Below are 16,274 nucleotides of genomic sequence, written 5' to 3'. Positions count from 1 at the left end.
TCTACTCATGGCTGACTTCGACCCTGTGACGAAAGCCGTCGTGCCCGCCGCGGGTCTGGGCACCCGGTTCCTCCCGGCGACCAAGGCGACACCCAAGGAGATGTTGCCCATCGTCGACAAGCCCGCGATCCAGTATGTCGTCGAGGAGGCCGCTTCGGCGGGGCTGCTCGACGTCCTCATGGTCACCGGAAAGAACAAGCGGTCCATCGAAGACCATTTTGACCGGGCGTACGAGCTTGAGGAGGCCCTTGAAGCCAAGGGCGATGAACACCGTCTGTCCCAGGTCCGTGAGCCGGCCTCACTTGCGACGCTCCATTACGTCCGTCAGGGCGAGCCCAAGGGGCTCGGCCACGCGGTGCTGTGCGCCAAGCAGCACGTCGGCGGCCACCCCTTCGCCTGTTTGCTGGGCGACGACCTGATCGACCACCGCGACCGCCTGCTGCAGCGCATGATCGAGGTACGCGACACCTTCGGCGGCAGTGTGATCGCGCTGATGGAGGTGCCGAAGGAGCAGGTCTCCCTGTACGGCGTGGCCACCATCGAGGCGACGGGGGAGGACGACGTCGTCCGGGTGACCGACCTGGTCGAGAAGCCGCCGGCTAACGAGGCGCCGTCCAATTGGGCCATCATCGGGCGTTATGTCATCGACCCTGCCGTCTTCGAGGTGCTGGAGAACACGCCCCCCGGGCGCGGCGGCGAGATCCAGCTCACCGACGCGCTGCGCACGCTCGCGCAGCGCGGACGCGACGAGGGCGGGCCGGTGCACGGCGTGCTGTTCCGCGGCCGTCGCTACGACACCGGTGACAAGCTCGAGTACTTGCGGACCGTGGTGAAGTTCGCCGCCGGCCGTGAGGATTTGGCGCCCGACTTCGTGCCGTGGTTGCGGGAGTTCCTCGATGAGATCGGTTGACGAACACCTGGCCGAGATCCTGGCCACAGTACGTCCGCTCGCGCCGCTCGAGCTCGAGCTCGAGCAGACCCTCGGGGCCACTCTCGCGGAGGACGTGACGTCGCCGGTTCCGCTGCCGCCGTTCGACAACTCCGCCATGGACGGGTACGCGGTCCGCGCCGACGACCTCGCCCAGGCCCCGGTCACGCTACCGGTGATCGACGACGTGGCGGCCGGCTCCACCGACCTGCGGGCCGTGGGCCCCGGCCACACCGTGCGCATCATGACCGGGGCGCCCGTCCCGGCCGGCGCCGACTGCGTCGTGCCGGTGGAGTGGACCGACGGCGGCACGGTCTCGGTCACCATCGACCGCCGTGCCGAGGTCGGCCACGCGATCCGCCGGGCCGGGGAGGACGTCCAGGCCGGGGAGGTCGTGCTCAAGGCAGGCACGCTGATCGGTCCCGCGCAGCTCGGCATCCTCGCCGGGGTGGGGCGCAGGCGGGTGCTGGCGCGTCCGCGTCCCCGTGTCGTGGTGATCGCGACCGGCGCCGAGCTGGTCGAGCCGGGCAACCCCCTGGTCACCGGCCAGATCTGGGAGTCCAACAGCTACACACTCACCGCCGCCGTCCGCGAGGCGGGCGGGGAGGGCTTCCGGGCGGGCGCGGTGGGAGACGATCCGGCCGAGCTGCTCGACCGCCTCGACACCGCCCTCGTACGCGCCGACGCGGTCATCACCAGCGGCGGCGTCTCGATGGGCGCGTACGAGCCGGTCAAGGAGGCGCTGTCGCCGCTCGGCACGGTGAAGTTCGAGAAGGTGGCCATGCAGCCGGGCATGCCGCAGGGGTTCGGCGTGCTGGGTGACGACCAGGTGCCGATCTTCGCGTTGCCCGGCAACCCGGTGTCGTCATTCGTGTCGTTCCAGCTGTTCGTCCGTCCTGCGCTCGACAGGATGCGCGGCCTGCCCGCCGGCCTGCCGGCGACGGTCACGGCGCGGACGACGGGGCCGCTGCGGTCGCCGTCCGGGAGGCGGTCGTACCTGCGGGGTGTGCTGTCCGACGACGGCACGGTGTCGCCGGTCCACGGCCAGGGCTCCCACCAGCTCGCCGCCCTCGCCCTGGCCGACGCGCTCATCGTGGTCCCCGAGGACGTGACCGAGGTGCCCGCGGGGTCCTCGGTGGAGGTGATCAGACTGTGAACGAACTCACCCATATCGACGAGACCGGCGCCGCCCGCATGGTGGACGTCTCGGCCAAGGACGTGTCCGCGCGCAGCGCCACGGCCACCGGCCGGGTGCTGCTGTCGCCCGAGACCGTGGCGCTGCTGCGGTCGGGGGAGGTGCCGAAGGGCGACGCGCTCGGCGTGGCCAGGATCGCGGGGATCATGGGCGCCAAACGGACGCCCGACCTGATCCCGCTCTGCCACCCGATCGCGCTGCACGGCGTGAAGGTCACCCTCGACGTCGAAGACGGGGGCGTGGCGATCACCTGCCGGGTGAAGACCGCCGACCGTACGGGCGTCGAGATGGAGGCGCTCACGGCCGTCTCGGTGGCTGCGCTTGCCCTGATCGACATGGTGAAGGCGGTCGATCCTGGTGCGGTGATCACCGACGTGCGGGTGGAGGAGAAGCTCGGCGGCAAGACGGGCCGGTGGGCTCGGGAAGAGGCGTGATGCGGGCGTTGGTGATCACGGTCTCGAATCGGGCGTCTGCCGGGATTTATGAGGATAAATCAGGGCCGTTGCTCGCCGACCTGCTGCGTCGCGACGCCGGCTGCGAGGTCGAGGGTCCTGTCGTGGTGCCTGACGGAGACCCGGTCGAGGCGGCGCTCCGGCAGGGCCTCGCCGACGGGTACGACGTCATCGTCACCACGGGCGGCACGGGGCTGACGCCCATGGACCTGACGCCTGAGGTGACCGCCCGAGTAATTTCTCGCGAAATTCCTGGCATCGCGGAGGCCATCCGATGGGCGAACCGCGACAAGGTGCCTACGTCCGTTCTGTCCAGAGGACTGGCGGGTCAGGCGGGTGAGACCCTGATCGTCAATTTGCCGGGATCGTCCGGCGGAGTGCGCGACGGCGTCGCCGTCCTCGCTCCCATCCTCCAGCACGCGGTCGACCAGATCCGCGGCGGCGATCACCCCCGCTGAGGACGAACCCCTGATCCGTGGCGACATCGCGCCCGATAGGGGGATGATGAGAGATGTGGATCGACTTCGTGGCTGGCCGGCGACACTGAACGAAGGCCCGGTGGGGCTGAGGCCGCTGCGGCTGAGCGACGTGCGCGTCTGGCGCGAGACCCGCCTGCGCAACGCCGACTGGCTGCGTCCGTGGGAGCCGAGCAACCCCGAGACGCCCCTGTTCAGGACCGGGCTCGGGCCGTACGTCTCCATGGTCGGCACCCTGCGCCGCGAGGCCAGGCAGGGGCTGGCGCTGCCGTGGGTGATGACGTACGAGGGGCGGTTCGCCGGACAGCTGACCGTCGGTGCGATCGTGTGGGGTTCTGCCCGTTCTGCCCAGGTTGGTTACTGGGTCGACGGCGCGCTGGCGGGCAAGGGGATCACCCCTACGGCGCTCGCCATGGCGGTCGACCACTGCTTCTTCACCACCGGCTTGCATCGGCTGGAGGCGAACATCCGTCCTGAGAATCACGCCAGCCGTAGGGTGGTTGAGAAGCTCGGTTTCCGGGAAGAAGGCATACGGCGTCGCCAACTCCACATCGATGGGGCCTGGCGCGACCACATCTGCTACGCGTTGACCGTCGAAGACGTACCTGGCGGGCTTCTCGTGCAGTGGCGTCGCGCGCGTGAGTCCGCAGCTCACGGGGGGTCTCCCGTCGAAGAGGTTTGACGATCTCGCGACACACCGCACCGAATGCTCGTCAATCAGTGACACGCGGTCTTACGGTGCGTGACGTGAGCACATCGAAGACGCAACGAGCACAGTCGCGTCTTCGTGCTGCCCGGAGGTGGTGGTCGTGAGCAGCGTCCTCCTCTACCTGGCCATCGTGGTGATGTGGCTCTGCGTGTTGATCCCGATGTGGCTGCGCAGAGACAAGACCAATCTCGCCGAACTTGCGGAGCTCGAAGAGCACTACACCGGCGAGCACCAACTCCCCGACCTCGACAACCTGGACCCTTCGGACGGTGACGAAGACGACGGCACACCGCCGGCGGAAGTGGAGAAGGTCGATGTCCGACAGTTCCGGTTCCGCCGCCGCGCGATCATCGTGGCACGCCGGCGCCGGCTGCTCTTCTTCACCGCCCTGCTGGTGCTGGCCTCGATCGTCACGGCCGCCGTACACATGATCCCATGGTGGGGCGTTGCCCCGTCCGTGGTGGTCATGTTCGCGTACATGTTCTTTCTCCGCATCGCCGTACAGGTCGATCGGGAACGCCGCGAACGCGCCCTCCGGGCGCGGGCGGAGCGGCGGCGGAGACTGCGCGAGCAGCAGCGGGCCGCGACGGAGGCCGAGGCGGAGATCATCGACTTCACCCCGCCGAACCAGGACGTCCTGTTCGACCAGTACGCCGAACCGCCCCGCCGAGCGGTCGGAGACTGAACCGGATGGCGCGAGGACCCTCTGGAGTTTGCTAATCTGGTCGAGTCCTTGGGGATGTAGCGCAGTCCGGTAGCGCACTTCGTTCGCATCGAAGGGGTCAGGGGTTCGAATCCCCTCATCTCCACCCAGGTCAAAGGCCGCTTTCCCGTCGCCGTGGGAAGCGGCCTTTGCGTTGCTAGGGCACTGTGTGCGGCCGGGTGAGAGGGCGGTCTTGGGGCCGCCCTCCAGTTCGCGGCCATCACAGGATCGTGCCGAATTTGATTGCAGTCAGTCCGGGTAATCCGCAGCCTTGCTATTTGCTCCCCGCGTCGTCCGTTACCCGCTCCGGCAGCCTGGTGGGAGGAGCAGCGAACGGGTGCTGCAGGTCGCCAGGGGGCGGACATGTACCAAGTCTGACCGTTGTCATCGACCTCGGTGCGGGGACTAGAGCTTCCTGTGTCCAGATTGAGCCCGCTGTCCAGCCCACTCCGTCTTGGCCTCGCTGAAACCGCCGACCACGTCGAACATCGCCCGGGTGTGCGATTGCCTGGGCGTCTCGACGACTGATCTCGCACCTGGAGGGAGTGCAGGGTTCAGACCGAATCGCCAAAAGCACTTCCTGTCGAACTGACAAGAAGCTATGGTGGCTCCCATGTTCGACGATTCATGGGAGCCACCGGCCATCTTGCTCGCGGTCGACCTGGTGATCTTGACTCTTCGCGACTCCCGCCTGCACGTGCTGCTTATTGAGCGTGGAATCGAGCCCCACCGCGGCACGCTCGCGCTGCCTGGAGGGTTCCTCCGCGACGCAAACGAGGACATCGAGGATGCGGCACGGCGGGAGCTCAACGAGGAGGCGGGTCTAGCCGATGTCCACCTGGAGCCGCTCAACGTTTACGGCGAACCGGGACGCGATCCTCGCGGTCGCGTTGTGTCCGTCGCCTATCTGGCGATCACGCCGCGGCTGCCGGAGCCGGTCGCCGGGACCGACGCGGTCCGGGCCTGCTGGACGTCCGTGGAGGACGCCTTGTCGTCGGATGCTGAGTTGGCATTCGACCACCGGCGTATCGTCGCGGACGGCGTCGAGCGGGCGCGAACCAAACTGGAGCACACGGCGCTCGCCACCGCATTCTGCGGCGAGACCTTCACCATCTCCGAGCTCCAGCAGGTGTACGAGGCGGTGTGGGGCATCCAGCTCGACCCCCGAAACTTCTACCGAAAGGTACAAGGCGCGCGCGGCTTCATAGTCGCGGACGGCCCGCTGCGCCGGACGGCGAACGGCCGCCCAGCGCGACTCTTCCGGGCAGGGCCGGACCAGGTGCTGTATCCACCGATGGTCCGCACCGCCCATGTCGCGCCGCAGGGTCCGAACGGTTCGGCAAACTAGAACGGGCCCGGAGGAGGCCAGCATGAATGAGCGTCCTATAGTGATCCTCACTGCGCTTGACTTGGAGTATCAGGCCGTCCGGCGGCACTTGGCCGAGTTGCAGGTGCATCGCCACCCCGCCGGCACCCGCTTTGAGGTCGGTCGGCTCGCGGACGGTGGCTGCCGGGTAGCCCTGGGACTGGTCGGCAAGGGCAACCAGTCCTCAGCGGTGCTCGCCGAGCGAGCAATCACGGAGTTCGCGCCGCTCGCGATGCTATTCGTGGGTGTTGCCGGAGCCCTTTGGCCCGACATCGGATTGGGCGACGTGGTGGTTGCCACCCACGTATACGCGTATCACGGTGGCACCAGCGAGGATGACGGATTCAAAGCGCGTCCCCGCGCGTGGGAGATCTCGCATGAACCAGATCAGATCGCGCGTCACCTTCACCGCAGCGAGGTCTGGACCCGACGCTTGCCCGAGGGAACGGCCGTCCCGAGGGTTCGCTTCGGGCCGATCGCGGCCGGCGAGGTGGTTCAGGACTCCTCGATTTCCTGGCACGCCCAATGGGTGCGCCAGACCTACAACGACGCGCTCGCGATCGAGATGGAGGCAGCCGGTGTGGCGCAGGCCGCCCATTACAACAGGTCGCTGCCGATGGTCGTGGTCCGCGGGATCAGCGACCGGGCCGACGGGACGAAGGTGGAGAGCGACGGGGTCGGCTGGCAAGCGAGGGCGGTGGCCAACGCGGCGGCATTCGCTTCCGCCCTCGCCCAAGAACTAAGTCTGGAGCTGAACCACGAACTGTCCCCCAGAGTGGCGGCTGATAAGAAAGGTGCACAGATGACCCATGGCGTGCAGAACTTCGCCAACGGCAACGCACACGTCGGCATGCAGGCAGGATACGTCTACGGCAACATCACAATCGGCCAACCCCCCATAGCTGCTTCCCCCGACCCAGCGGCTCAGCTCGCCGAACTCCGCGACAGGCTTGGCCGAGCTCTGAAAGGTCACGAACTGGATGAGAACACCTTCGCCGCAGCTGACGAGGAGGTCGCTGCCGCCGCCGTGTCCCTGTCGCAGGGCACTGCGTACGGCAGGAGTAAGGCACTGATCGCGCTCAAGAAGGTGCGTGGCCTGCTGATGGACGTAGCCGACCTCGGTTCGCATGTGTCTGCCGCGATCGGCGCGATCCAAGACACCCCATGAACAGCTCGGGGTATCGCCGCGGACGGCTCGGCCACCGTGGGCAGCCAGGCACATTCAGCGGTGACGTCTTTTCGGTGGGGCGTCCATTCGCCAAATACCCCGGTGATCTGAGAAAAGGCGCGACGTCGTGACCGTATCGCAAGGAGGATGGGCCGCGACTGCATGGCGCTGATGGAGGACGCCATGTGGCATAACTAGCTGAACTTGCAGGAGCCGTTCTCTCCCATACGTTCGTCGAGGTGCTTGTGGAGGGACGGCTGAAGCGGGTCCACGGAGTTCTTCGGAATGTTGGCTCCTGGACTTCCGGTTACCGCGCGACGTATGCAGCATGAGACGACCAGCACCTTGGAAGGCGTCGCCGCGGAGAAGCGAACCGGCTCGACGTGACACCAAAGCGGAGAGCGAACATTGGCCAATCTCATGACGACAGGGGCGGGCGACCCCGCGTTCTCTGTCCTAGCGGCTGGGCCATCAGGGTGCAGCCTAATGCCGAATATAAGGCAATGTGCCCATATTGGATGAAATGAGCAACATCAGACTGTTCGAGAATAAACAGATAACGAATTGGTAATATCCATACATCTCTCTTTCTGAGATGGTTCATTGACCTATCGAGTCAATAACCGTGCCTGGAGGTACACGTGTCGGAACGGTATACAAATGTCGCCAGGGATGGAGCCCGCGTCGGCGCTCAGATCGGCAAGTCCGTTGGCGACGTCACCATCGAATCCACGCGTCTCAAGGACGACGACCTCTCAGGTCTGCTAGCCGAATTGCGCATGGCGATGCGCGGATCGGTCGTGTCAGGCGAGCTCGCGGCCGACGTGCATAACGAGGCGGAGGCCGAACTGAGCGAGGTCGACTCCTACCTGGAGCACGACGACAAGGAGGGTGACGAGGAGCGCCGCAGGAGGATGGTGCTCGCGCTGAAGAAGGTACGTGGCCTGCTCGCCGACGTTGCCGGCCTAGCGTCGATAGCGGGCGCCATACTCGCCGCGGGTCAGGGGCTGAACTGATGAACGCGGGCTGGCCGGGCGCCACGAACATCGCCATGGATGATGCCCACGTTGATGCGCAGATCGGATATGTAGACGGCAACGTCACCATATATTCGATCTCCGAGAGCGACGATCCACAACGCAAGTACCAGGTGGGGCGCAACTACCTGGACGGAGGTATGCCACGACGGGCCGAGAGCCTGATCATGGAGGCGGCGATGGCCGGCCATCGGTCCAACGAGGTGGCCTATTACTGGGTACTGGCAACGCTGAGCGAGCGCTCGTTCGACCATCTCGGCCCGGACGAGTTCGGCAATCTGTGGGCCGCTTACGCAATGGCGGACGAGTTCCCGCGCGACGCGTGGCGACAGGCGGTCGCTACGGTGATCGAGTTCGTCCGCTGCATCATCGAGGAGGAGGAGCGCGGGACTCCTGACCTTGATCGCTTCTCTGCCGCCGTCAATGCCTATCGGGCGCTGGCAAAGGATCGGCAGGACGAGATACACCGCCACCTCGAAATGATTATGAACGGCTGGATCCAGGACCAGGTTGAGTTCCTGGAGGCGCAACACGTGCAGACGATGCGCCTTAGCAGCGACCGGCGGAACCGGGTCTGGAAGTTCTTCGAGCCCGTTCCCACGGCCCCAAGGAGGATCATCTCTCCAGGGCCCATGCTGCCTCCCGCCAAGCGGCTCAAGGTGATAACTGGGGCAGCGCTCGTCGGGCTCGGGGTCCTCTGGACGATCAGTCTCATGGCCTCGGGCGGCCAAGCTGTTTCGATTGTGGCGCTCGCGCTCGTCCTGGTTTGGCTGATCGTCACCGTCAAGGTCGGTCTCCCACAGCGCCGCACGACTGAGTCACTGCCGCAGAAGTGGACTCCGGGCTTCGGTGCCGCGGTTTCTGACAGCGTCGACCATTGGTTCCACCAGTCGAGGCCGGCCGATCCCATGGTCGTGCAGCAGTGGCTGTGGGACACCGAACCGGTGAGGGCAAAGCTTAAGGCCGAACTGGTCCATCTTTACGGCGGCGACCACGCCAGGGTTGGTCCGATCAGATGGCTCATCAAGTGGCACGCTGAGAGCACTGCGCAACAGTTCCGCGGTGGCGTCCCGCTACGCAGCGGCGGTCCCTCTGCCGCTGTCATGGTAGGCAACGCCGCCCTGGCGATCGCCGGGCTGTTCGCGTTGATCAGCGCGGCCTCCGCCAGCTTCCTTGGCATGCTGGGGGCCGCGCTGGTGCTGGGCATCGGCGCCGCGATGGCCTGGACCGACGCGCTCCGCTTCCTGGCGGCGGCTGTCACCCACTCGCGCGACATCGCGGAGGCTAACCGGCGATTCTTCGCCGAGCAGCAGGAGTACGAGCGCTGGTGCGCCGTGCTCGCCAACCGGCCCACCGACGCGGAGATGGCCACATGGCTGGACTACGACAAGATGATGATCAAGTCGTTCGCCATGAAGCATTACGGCCTTAGCAATCGCGACGTCATTGGACACCTCACTCTCACCGAGGCCGCCCCACGCTGCCGACGCGCCCGCGTCCTGTACGGTCCGCCGCGGTATTCGGCCTACGTGGTGCTGCTCTTCCTGCTCACCGAGGGGGGTGTACGTCAAGTCACGGTCGATCTCGACTTTGCCACAGGTGCCATTCACGACGAGCGGCGCACCACGTTCAGGTACGAGATGATCGCCTCGGCGCGGGTCACAGAAGTGGGTGTGCGCTTCGAACAAGGCCATAGGCGGGTGATGGCCCGCGAAGAGATCCGCTCCCAAGAGCAGCACGCCCTCGTCCTCAGGCGCGCCTTCCGACTCTCGCTCGTCAACAGCCAGCACATCGACGTCCTCGTGGACAATTACGAGCATGGCCTGCACGATCGGCGGGAGAACATCAGGTTTCTGGCCGCCCTAGCGCTCGATACGTCGGGGGTCACCGGCGCGCTGAGGATCCTGGAGGCCGTGTCCGCTGAGGGCCGGGAGTGGCTCGCCCACGAGCGTGCTCGCCGCCAGCGCCGGCTGCGAGACTTCAGGGAAAGCCAACGCTTTCCCCAAGCTTTCGACGTTCTGCGCACGCCGATGAGTCTGCCGGGCACGCAGCAGGAGAAAGGCCCTTGGGACGGCTGAGGGGCTCGGGCCGCCACCAGGGGGCCGAGGTTGGCCGTGGTTCGCATATGGGTGATCGGTCCTGACAGCCTCCCGAGGGGCGTGGGCGGCACGGCAACGCAGCACAGGGGGAGACGGGTACAGGTACCCAACGAGGGAGCCTGCCCAGAGGGCGTGTGGATCAGATGTCTCTAGCTGTGCAAACAAGCTCTTCGCGCGGACTGATTGATCCAAGGTGAGCCTGGCACGGGCAGCGTTTGACCACGAGGGAGGGGCACCAGACGTCCAGGGACAGCGATAAAAGACGGCCAGAGCGGCCCGAACGCATTGGTGCGGTTTGCCTACCTGGGCCTCTGCCTACCCTGGGCCGTGAGTGACGATCGTGGGGACCAGCAGTAGTCGATGGTGAGTGACTAACTGGGTGACGATCGAGGCGTACGGCTGCGGACGTTCGCGGACTTCCGGAGATTGATGGACCAGGTCAGGCGGCGTTCCAGTGCCAGTAGCGGTCAGGCGCATGTGGCTTCGCATCGAAGGGGTCAGGGGTTCGAATCCCCTCATCTCCACCCAGGTCAAAGGCCGTTTCTGCTAGTCAGAGGCGGCCTTTTGCTTTGTCGTACAGCAGGTTCGTACGGCAACCGCTTCGAGCCGATGTGCCTCCGGCGGGGGATCCGGCACCGTCTCGATGGTGCTTGGCCCATTCATTGGCAAGTCGATGAAGGGGCGCAGGCTGAAGTAGGTGACTGACCATGTGGGTGGAATCGCGGCGGACGCTCCCGGACATCCGGAGACGGCTGAGGACACCCTTGCTGGTCAGGCGGTGCTTGTCCCGTGTCGAAGGCATGGGACAAGTGACCTGCATTGAAGGGGGCAGAGGTTCGAAATCCCCTCATCTCTACAACCGAGATAGATCACGGAGTCGGGGCTTTGCTATGCCGCTTGATCAGTTCCACCAGTCCCGTTCGGGGAGCCTCACCCACATGTCGGGTGGACCGGTGATCGCCTTGGCGTTGGTCAGGCGCAAGCTCATACGGGCACAGCAGTAGGCCACGGCGTGGTGGTGATAGAGATAGGTGGCGAGGATCTCCTCGGTGGGGTCGTCCGGGTATACGCCGCCACCACCGGGGTGGGTGTCCCCTTCCGCTATGACGCCGTCCCGGAAGACTGCCCCGTGATGGCCGCCCTTGGGATTGTCGTACATTCCGTAGTAGACGGTGCCTGCTGATAAGCGCTTGGCGGCTCCAGACGTATAGGGGACGTATCCCCATGGTTGGCTGACAACGCATCCGCCAGGTACATCTGTGACGCCGACGACGGTCCGGCTGTCGTCGAGGTGCGACCCAAGATCCTCGATGATCGCTGCAACGTCCTCGTCGTCGGCCGGTACGGCCTCCAGCCGCCGTACCGCCTCGCCGGCGGTGATGTCGGCCACGCAGGCCATGCCCAGCCCGAAATAGCTGAGATCCCCCAGCGCGGCTATCAGACGTCTGGCTTCGGTCACGGCGGCGGTCTCGGCTGGCGACAGACCGGCTACTCCAGGCGGGATACTGAACAGAGCGGGGGTGGGGCCGGCCAGGCTGAGCCGTCCGGGGGACCAGCCGTTCATCATGGGCCGCCACGGGTCCGCTCCGGCTGCCACCAGGACGCGCGCGTTGTCGGGACGATTGGCGAAGACAGCTGTCCAGAGCGCGGTACGGCCGGGATACTCCTCCTCATCATCGTCAACGAAGTCGACATCGTCGATGTGCTGGGCAACCTCCGCGACCGCCTCGGGCGAGTCGTTCTCGGCTGCATCGTGCAGCATGAAGTACTGCTCTGGGTCAGGGGCTGCGCCGATCTCAGGCAAGGGTCACCGGGGCCAGGTTCCTTCCGGGATGCGGCAGAGCAGTCCCGGTGTGGTGAACCAGGTGTCGTCGACGAACCGTCCGGTTGTGTAGGCCAGTGCGGCGAGGTAGAAGTTCATCTCGCGGCCAATGACAGGGGAGCCGACGAGGTCTGCTCCTTCCTGTCTGGGACGGTCCCAGTGATCGTCGGGGATGGTGTCTTCCCACTCGTCCCCGTTGAAATAGATCGGTTCGGTGATTTCACCCGCGTAGTAGGACAGGTGGAAGGCCTGTCCGCCCGGCTGCGGGAGCGAATCGAGGGCCCGCCATGGGGATAGTCCGGACACGGCGAACATCTTGACCCAGCCGGGGGCCTGTTCGGACACCCACACGAGGTCCTCTTTCGAGTAGGCGCGATACCACCGCCGCGCCTGCTCCAGGTCGCAGGCGAGTGTCTCCTCCTCCGCCCGCAGCGCGGTGACCACCGTACGGTAGTCGGGTGCCTCGACCCACGAGCACTCGAACCTCTCCGCCAGACCTCGCTCCTCGAAATACGACCACTGGTCTAATGCGTTGCGACTCATCACGATGCTCCGACTCGGGTACCTCGCTATCGATGACGTCCTGTGCCGCTCAGTGGTCAGGGGGGTGGGTTCGTCTCGGCGGAGGAGAGCCCGGTCTCCGCAGGCGGCCAGAACTGCACTTTGAACAGGACCAGGCTGATGATGTCCGTCGTGAAGTCCCCGTCGCTGGGGAACTTGCGGTGGATCCTGAACCTCCACTCCTGATCTCGGCGGCCGAGGTCGAACTCTGCACCGTACGAGCTGTCTCCGGACCAGGAGCTCATCGCGTAGATCCTCCCGGAGGTCAGGTGGACGCTCCCCGATCGGCTCTCACCCCAGCAGGACGGGTGGCTCGCTGTCCCATAGCTCGTACTTGACAAGAGCTTCCTCACAGTGGGTGGGGTCGAGTGCGATGGCATTGGGGCCGCTGTCGGACCAGATCCTGTCGGTGGTGGTGAGCTCGTAGAGCCACGTCGCATCGTCGTCCTCGACGTCCACGATCCCGTCCAGGCATCGCAAGATCTTATGGGGATCGAGAAACGTCTTGAGGATCTGTGCCATGGGCGCTCCTTGGTGCCGAGGGGTGAAAGTACGTGCGCGATCATGGCGTGTAGGGCTGACATTTCGGTAGGTGGCGGCCTCCGGGTGGGTCTCAAGCGGGTGTGGTGTTGTGGCGGGCGTAGTGGCGGGCGGCGCGGGCGCGGTTGCCGCAGCTCGGCTTGCACCATTCCTGCCGTCCGTGGGTCTTGACGAAGTAGCGGACGCAGCGCGGTGCGTTGCAGGCCCGCAGCTGATCGCGCTGCGGGCCGCTCAGGAAGTCGATGGCGGCCCGTGCCAGGCCGGCGATCAGCCGGACCCTGGCGTCAGGTTCGGCTGACAACACGTCCGTACGAGGTGTGCCGCCCTCCGGCCAGGTGAGTTGCGGGACGATCGCCTCGCGGGCGGCGGCCGCGTTGAGGTGCTTCAGCGCCTGCTCGGCGGGCATCAGCTGGTGGGCATCGGCCCGGCTGGGCGGCGCCGGGCTGACCGCCTGCGCGAACAGTGCCCGTACGGCCCGGCGGAGCTCGACGATCTCGCCTCTGAGCTGCTCGTCCATCGCGAACCCCGCGGTCATGGCCTGCTGGTCGAGCCAGCGGGTCGTGCTCTGCACTGTCGCCAGGTCGTCGGCGACACCGCCGTTGCCGTCGTGCCGGATCGTGCTCGCCAGTTCCAGGGCCGGCCAGCGCTCCACTCGAACCTCCCGGTTGCTCCGCGTTCGCTTCATAGCTTATGGTCCTAACGCCAAAATCAGTTTAACCGTTAGAAGGGGAGGCCGTACGATGACCTTGCTGCTGGCCCAGATCAGCGACCTGCATCTCGACGGCACCGACAGGGCGACCCGGCGCGCCACCCGCGTCATGGACCACCTGAGGGCGCTGCCCCGCCCCGTCGACGCCCTGCTGGTCACCGGCGACATCGCCGACCACGGCGAGGAGGTCGAGTACGAGCAGGCCGCCCGCATCCTGGACGCGCCCTTCCCCGTGCTCACCTGTCCCGGCAACCACGACGCCCGACCCGCGTACCGCAAGGCGCTGCTGCGCCGGGCACCCGGCCCCGAGCCCGTCAACGAGGTGCACCACGTCGCCGGCACCGCCATCCTGATGTGCGACTCCACCATCCCCGGACGCGACGAGGGCCGCCTCGACCCCGAGACCCTCGCCTGGATGCACGCCACCCTCGACGGGCTCGCCCCGGACACGCCCGCGCTGATCGCCTTCCACCAGCCGCCCGTCGTGCTCCATCACCCGTTGCCCGACTCGGGGCGGCTGGAGTCGCCCGGCGACCTGGCCGCGCTGCTCGACGCCCATCCGCAGGTCGTCGCGGTGATCAACGGCCACGCCCACACCGCGGCCGCTTCCACCTTCGCGGGTCGTCCCCTGATCGTCGGACCGGCCGTCACCTGGACCCTGCGCCTGCCCTGGGAGGGCGACCGGCCCGCCGACCGCGACCAGCCGCCCGGTCTCGCCTTCCACGTCCTGGACGACGACCTCCGCCTCACCACGCACTACCGCGTCGTGCTCCCGGCATGATCCACCCGTACGCGGTCGCCGGGTTCCTGCTGGCGATCCTGCCCGTCATCGCCACTCCTGGCGCGAGCCTGACCCTGCTTATCCAGCACGTCACGACCGGCGGTCGCCGCCGGTCTCTCCCCGTCATCCTCGGTACGGTCAGCGGCCTGTACGCGCACGCGACCCTGGCCGTCGCCGGCCTGTCGGCGCTCGTCATGCACTCCAGCCAGGCCTTCGCCATCGTCAAGCTCGCCGGTGCGGTCTACCTCGTCGGCCTGGGCGTGTGGACCTGGCGCTCCACCACCTCACCGCCGCCTCCCACGGCGAACCGGCCGAAGCGCACCGGCTCGATCTACACCCAGGCTCTGCTCGCGAACGTCCTCAACCCCAAGGCGGCGTCCATCTACCTGACCCTGGTGCCGCAGTTCGTCGTGCCCGGCACTCCCCTCGGCGGGCAGATCTTCACCCTGGCCGGCGCCCATGCCCTGCTGATGGTGGTGTGGCTGCTGGCCTGGACGGCTCTCGTCCATCGAGGCGCGCACATCCTGCACAAGGCGCGTCTCAGGCGTGCGGTCGGCAGGGTGACGGCGGTGGTGCTCGTCGTCCTCGGCGTCAGGGCTGCCACGGCGTAGGCGACTGTGGCTAGGCTGCGGCGATGGAACACGTGACCAACGAGCCCGCCGGCGTAGGACGTCCTGACTGGGTCGCGCCCGCTACCGAGCCGCTCGATCCGTCGATCCCGGTGAACGACTACGACAGCTTCGCCGAGGAGTACTCGGCCGAGAACGAGAACAGCCTCCTGAACGCTCATATCGAGCGGCCCGCGATGACAGCCCTCGCGGGAGACGTCTCCGGCCGCCGGATCCTCGACGCCGGCTGTGGCTCGGGCGCTCTGACCGCCGCACTGCGCGAGCGCGGTGCGGTCGTCACCGGCATCGACGCCAGCGCCGGGATGCTGGCCGTGGCCAGGCGGCGGCTCGGTGATGACGCGGACCTGCGGGTGGTCGACCTGCGTGATCCACTGCCGTTCGCTGATGGCACGTTCGATGACGTGGTCGCGTCGCTGGTCCTGCACTACCTGAAGGACTGGGGGCCGACGCTGGCCGAGATGCGGCGGGTGCTCAAGCCCGGCGGTCGGCTGCTCGCATCGGTGAACCACCCGTTCGTGGAGTGGCTGGCCGAGGATCCTCGGCCCAGCTATCGCGAGACCACCAGCCATACCGACCTGTGGACGTTCAACGGGAAGTCCTTCCCGTTGACCTTCTGGCGGCGGCCGTTGTCCGCGATGACCGATGCCTTCATCGACGCGGGCTTCTGCCCTCCCGCCATCAGCGAGCCGAAGACCGCCCCGGACGCACCGGAGTCGTTCTCCGGGATCAGCTTCATGTGCTTCGTCGCGCAGGTGCCGTCCTCGGGATGCTCCTATGGATGTCAAGCGACGTGTTCTTGATCGTTTGATGTGATGATTCGGTAGAGTTCGCGGGCTATGTAGCGCTTCAGGCAGCGGATGATCTCTTTCTTGGACAGGCCGTCTTGGGTGCGTCGTTCCATGTAGGCGCGGGTGCGTGGATCCCAGCGCAGACGGCATAGGACCACGCGGTAGAGCGCGGCGTTGGCTTGGCGGTCGCCGCCGCGGTTGAGGCGGTGCCGGGTGGTCTTGCCGGAGGAGGCGGGGATCGGGGAGACGCCGCACAGCATGGCGAAAGCGGCTTCGCTGTGCAGCCGGTCGTGGTTTTCGCCGACGGTGAC

At 66.7% G+C, this 16,274-nt stretch carries 19 protein-coding genes and 1 tRNA gene; 14 read left to right on the top strand and 6 right to left on the bottom strand.

Annotated elements, in window-relative coordinates:
• Positions 1–7: 7 nt before the first annotated feature.
• The 11 genes from galU (at position 8) to BLR04_RS38455 (ending at position 10,112) form a co-directional block, all read left to right on the top strand.
• On the top strand, positions 8–910 hold the full coding sequence (galU, locus tag BLR04_RS38505) for a UTP--glucose-1-phosphate uridylyltransferase GalU (protein WP_090774107.1): 903 nt from the start codon (positions 8–10) through the stop codon (positions 908–910).
• Entirely contained in the window at positions 897–2,084 is a 1,188-nt protein-coding gene (glp, locus tag BLR04_RS38500) for a molybdotransferase-like divisome protein Glp (protein WP_090774106.1), read from the top strand. Before galU ends, glp begins: the two co-directional genes overlap by 14 nt.
• The gene (gene moaC / locus BLR04_RS38495; RefSeq protein WP_090774105.1) at positions 2,081–2,557 is read left to right on the top strand and encodes a cyclic pyranopterin monophosphate synthase MoaC; all 477 of its coding nucleotides are present in this window, start codon (positions 2,081–2,083) and stop codon (positions 2,555–2,557) included. The genes glp and moaC overlap by 4 nt, the downstream gene beginning before the upstream one ends.
• On the top strand, positions 2,557–3,033 hold the full coding sequence (locus BLR04_RS38490) for a MogA/MoaB family molybdenum cofactor biosynthesis protein (RefSeq protein ID WP_090774119.1): 477 nt from the start codon (positions 2,557–2,559) through the stop codon (positions 3,031–3,033). Before moaC ends, BLR04_RS38490 begins: the two co-directional genes overlap by 1 nt.
• A gap of 46 nt (positions 3,034–3,079) precedes the next feature.
• Complete coding sequence (locus BLR04_RS38485; protein ID WP_176903547.1) at positions 3,080–3,733, top strand: GNAT family N-acetyltransferase; 654 nt, start codon at positions 3,080–3,082, stop codon at positions 3,731–3,733.
• Positions 3,734–3,860: 127 nt separating this feature from the next.
• A complete protein-coding gene (gene sepX, locus BLR04_RS38480) occupies positions 3,861–4,445 on the top strand; it encodes a divisome protein SepX/GlpR (RefSeq protein ID WP_143022419.1) in 585 nt (194 codons plus the stop codon).
• Positions 4,446–4,495: 50 nt separating this feature from the next.
• Positions 4,496–4,569, top strand: a tRNA-Ala gene (locus tag BLR04_RS38475).
• 507 nt (positions 4,570–5,076) lie between these two features.
• Entirely contained in the window at positions 5,077–5,811 is a 735-nt protein-coding gene (locus BLR04_RS38470; protein ID WP_176903546.1) for an NUDIX hydrolase, read from the top strand.
• Between the two features lie 22 nt (positions 5,812–5,833).
• Positions 5,834–6,997: a 5'-methylthioadenosine/S-adenosylhomocysteine nucleosidase gene (locus tag BLR04_RS38465; RefSeq protein WP_090774101.1), complete on the top strand. Its 1,164-nt coding sequence runs from the start codon at positions 5,834–5,836 to the stop codon at positions 6,995–6,997.
• Positions 6,998–7,638: 641 nt separating this feature from the next.
• Positions 7,639–8,013: a hypothetical protein gene (locus BLR04_RS41150; RefSeq protein ID WP_090774100.1), complete on the top strand. Its 375-nt coding sequence runs from the start codon at positions 7,639–7,641 to the stop codon at positions 8,011–8,013.
• Entirely contained in the window at positions 8,013–10,112 is a 2,100-nt protein-coding gene (locus BLR04_RS38455) for a hypothetical protein (RefSeq protein WP_090774099.1), read from the top strand. Before BLR04_RS41150 ends, BLR04_RS38455 begins: the two co-directional genes overlap by 1 nt.
• Positions 10,113–11,034: 922 nt before the next feature.
• Here BLR04_RS38455 and BLR04_RS38450 read toward each other — a convergent pair.
• The 5 genes from BLR04_RS38450 to BLR04_RS38430 form a co-directional block, all read right to left on the bottom strand.
• Positions 11,035–11,895, bottom strand: coding sequence for a DUF6461 domain-containing protein (locus BLR04_RS38450; protein WP_090774118.1), 861 nt, complete (start codon positions 11,893–11,895; stop codon positions 11,035–11,037).
• 45 nt (positions 11,896–11,940) lie between these two features.
• On the bottom strand, positions 11,941–12,399 hold the full coding sequence (locus BLR04_RS38445; RefSeq protein WP_143022416.1) for a hypothetical protein: 459 nt from the start codon (positions 12,397–12,399) through the stop codon (positions 11,941–11,943).
• A 155-nt stretch (positions 12,400–12,554) separates the two neighbouring features.
• Positions 12,555–12,761 carry a hypothetical protein gene (locus BLR04_RS38440; protein ID WP_090774097.1) on the bottom strand — a complete coding sequence of 69 codons (207 nt, stop codon included), beginning with the start codon at positions 12,759–12,761 and terminating at the stop codon, positions 12,555–12,557.
• A 46-nt stretch (positions 12,762–12,807) separates the two neighbouring features.
• Complete coding sequence (locus BLR04_RS38435; protein WP_090774096.1) at positions 12,808–13,038, bottom strand: hypothetical protein; 231 nt, start codon at positions 13,036–13,038, stop codon at positions 12,808–12,810.
• 91 nt (positions 13,039–13,129) lie between these two features.
• Positions 13,130–13,708: a CGNR zinc finger domain-containing protein gene (locus BLR04_RS38430; protein ID WP_090774095.1), complete on the bottom strand. Its 579-nt coding sequence runs from the start codon at positions 13,706–13,708 to the stop codon at positions 13,130–13,132.
• Between the two features lie 88 nt (positions 13,709–13,796).
• On the opposite strand from BLR04_RS38430, the gene BLR04_RS38425 reads away from it, so the two are divergent.
• The 3 genes from BLR04_RS38425 to BLR04_RS38415 are packed head-to-tail and all read left to right on the top strand — an operon-like array spanning position 13,797 to position 15,975.
• Positions 13,797–14,546, top strand: a complete 750-nt coding sequence (locus BLR04_RS38425) for a metallophosphoesterase (RefSeq protein WP_090774094.1) — start codon at positions 13,797–13,799, stop codon at positions 14,544–14,546.
• Entirely contained in the window at positions 14,543–15,157 is a 615-nt protein-coding gene (locus BLR04_RS38420; RefSeq protein WP_090774093.1) for a LysE family translocator, read from the top strand. The genes BLR04_RS38425 and BLR04_RS38420 overlap by 4 nt, the downstream gene beginning before the upstream one ends.
• Before the next feature lie 23 nt (positions 15,158–15,180).
• Positions 15,181–15,975, top strand: a complete 795-nt coding sequence (locus BLR04_RS38415) for a class I SAM-dependent methyltransferase (protein WP_090774092.1) — start codon at positions 15,181–15,183, stop codon at positions 15,973–15,975.
• Here BLR04_RS38415 and BLR04_RS38410 read toward each other — a convergent pair.
• A partial coding sequence (locus BLR04_RS38410; RefSeq protein WP_143022415.1) for a transposase occupies positions 15,957–16,274 on the bottom strand: 318 nt, incomplete at its 5' end. The two genes, BLR04_RS38415 and BLR04_RS38410, sit on opposite strands and share 19 nt — an antisense overlap.

Origin of the sequence: Nonomuraea maritima (assembly GCF_900100395.1) — a bacterium.
Taxonomy (GTDB): Bacteria; Actinomycetota; Actinomycetes; order Streptosporangiales; family Streptosporangiaceae; genus Nonomuraea; species Nonomuraea maritima.
Note: the sequence above shows the minus strand (reverse complement) of the source record. Positions and strands in the feature narration are given on the sequence as shown.

Excerpts from the sequence above, each read along its gene's own strand:
- galU (WP_090774107.1), top strand. The coding sequence starts at position 8 with ATGGCTGACTTCGACCCTGTGACGAAAGCCGTCGTGCCCGCCGCGGGT.
- glp (WP_090774106.1), top strand. The coding sequence starts at position 897 with ATGAGATCGGTTGACGAACACCTGGCCGAGATCCTGGCCACAGTACGT.
- BLR04_RS38490 (WP_090774119.1), top strand. The coding sequence starts at position 2,557 with ATGCGGGCGTTGGTGATCACGGTCTCGAATCGGGCGTCTGCCGGGATT.
- BLR04_RS38485 (WP_176903547.1), top strand. The coding sequence starts at position 3,080 with ATGAGAGATGTGGATCGACTTCGTGGCTGGCCGGCGACACTGAACGAA.
- BLR04_RS38470 (WP_176903546.1), top strand. The coding sequence starts at position 5,077 with ATGTTCGACGATTCATGGGAGCCACCGGCCATCTTGCTCGCGGTCGAC.
- BLR04_RS38465 (WP_090774101.1), top strand. The coding sequence starts at position 5,834 with ATGAATGAGCGTCCTATAGTGATCCTCACTGCGCTTGACTTGGAGTAT.
- BLR04_RS38455 (WP_090774099.1), top strand. The coding sequence starts at position 8,013 with ATGAACGCGGGCTGGCCGGGCGCCACGAACATCGCCATGGATGATGCC.
- BLR04_RS38450 (WP_090774118.1), bottom strand. The coding sequence starts at position 11,895 with ATGCTGCACGATGCAGCCGAGAACGACTCGCCCGAGGCGGTCGCGGAG.
- BLR04_RS38440 (WP_090774097.1), bottom strand. The coding sequence starts at position 12,761 with ATGAGCTCCTGGTCCGGAGACAGCTCGTACGGTGCAGAGTTCGACCTC.
- BLR04_RS38435 (WP_090774096.1), bottom strand. The coding sequence starts at position 13,038 with ATGGCACAGATCCTCAAGACGTTTCTCGATCCCCATAAGATCTTGCGA.
- BLR04_RS38425 (WP_090774094.1), top strand. The coding sequence starts at position 13,797 with ATGACCTTGCTGCTGGCCCAGATCAGCGACCTGCATCTCGACGGCACC.
- BLR04_RS38420 (WP_090774093.1), top strand. The coding sequence starts at position 14,543 with ATGATCCACCCGTACGCGGTCGCCGGGTTCCTGCTGGCGATCCTGCCC.
- BLR04_RS38415 (WP_090774092.1), top strand. The coding sequence starts at position 15,181 with ATGGAACACGTGACCAACGAGCCCGCCGGCGTAGGACGTCCTGACTGG.